The sequence below is a fragment of the Postechiella marina genome (genome assembly GCF_039538365.1).
In the GTDB taxonomy this organism is placed as follows: Bacteria; Bacteroidota; Bacteroidia; order Flavobacteriales; family Flavobacteriaceae; genus Postechiella; species Postechiella marina.
Genome location: NZ_BAABCA010000021.1, coordinates 1 through 905 on the forward strand (window position 1 = coordinate 1; position 905 = coordinate 905).

Annotated in this window: 1 protein-coding gene; it reads left to right on the forward strand. The window is 54.3% G+C overall.

Going from position 1 to position 905, the window contains the following annotated elements; all coding sequences use genetic code 11:
- Positions 1-278: 278 nt before the first annotated feature.
- The coding region (locus tag ABD715_RS17765) for an IS6-like element IS26 family transposase (protein WP_001067850.1) at positions 279-905 on the forward strand (627 nt) is incomplete at its 3' end.

The following is a 905-nucleotide window of genomic DNA, read 5'->3' on the forward strand; positions in this document are numbered from 1 at the left end:
GCTATGCATTACCTGGCAGAACTGCCACTGAAAGACCGTCCGGCGTTTATGGGGGCGGCAGCGAAACGGGGTTACATGCTGACGACTGCGGAAGAAGAACGTGCCGATGGTGAATGTGCTGACCTGATGATCGAGCTGGCGGCGGATTACTGATTACTTAACCGGCTGGCGGCAGGGGATGCCGCCAGTCACACCGGAGAAACATTATGAGCAACGGCACTGTTGCAAATAGTCGGTGGTGATAAACTTATCATCCCCTTTTGCTGATGGAGCTGCACATGAACCCATTCAAAGGCCGGCATTTTCAGCGTGACATCATTCTGTGGGCCGTACGCTGGTACTGCAAATACGGCATCAGTTACCGTGAGCTGCAGGAGATGCTGGCTGAACGCGGAGTGAATGTCGATCACTCCACGATTTACCGCTGGGTTCAGCGTTATGCGCCTGAAATGGAAAAACGGCTGCGCTGGTACTGGCGTAACCCTTCCGATCTTTGCCCGTGGCACATGGATGAAACCTACGTGAAGGTCAATGGCCGCTGGGCGTATCTGTACCGGGCCGTCGACAGCCGGGGCCGCACTGTCGATTTTTATCTCTCCTCCCGTCGTAACAGCAAAGCTGCATACCGGTTTCTGGGTAAAATCCTCAACAACGTGAAGAAGTGGCAGATCCCGCGATTCATCAACACGGATAAAGCGCCCGCCTATGGTCGCGCGCTTGCTCTGCTCAAACGCGAAGGCCGGTGCCCGTCTGACGTTGAACACCGACAGATTAAGTACCGGAACAACGTGATTGAATGCGATCATGGCAAACTGAAACGGATAATCGGCGCCACGCTGGGATTTAAATCCATGAAGACGGCTTACGCCACCATCAAAGGTATTGAGGTGATGCGTGCACTACGC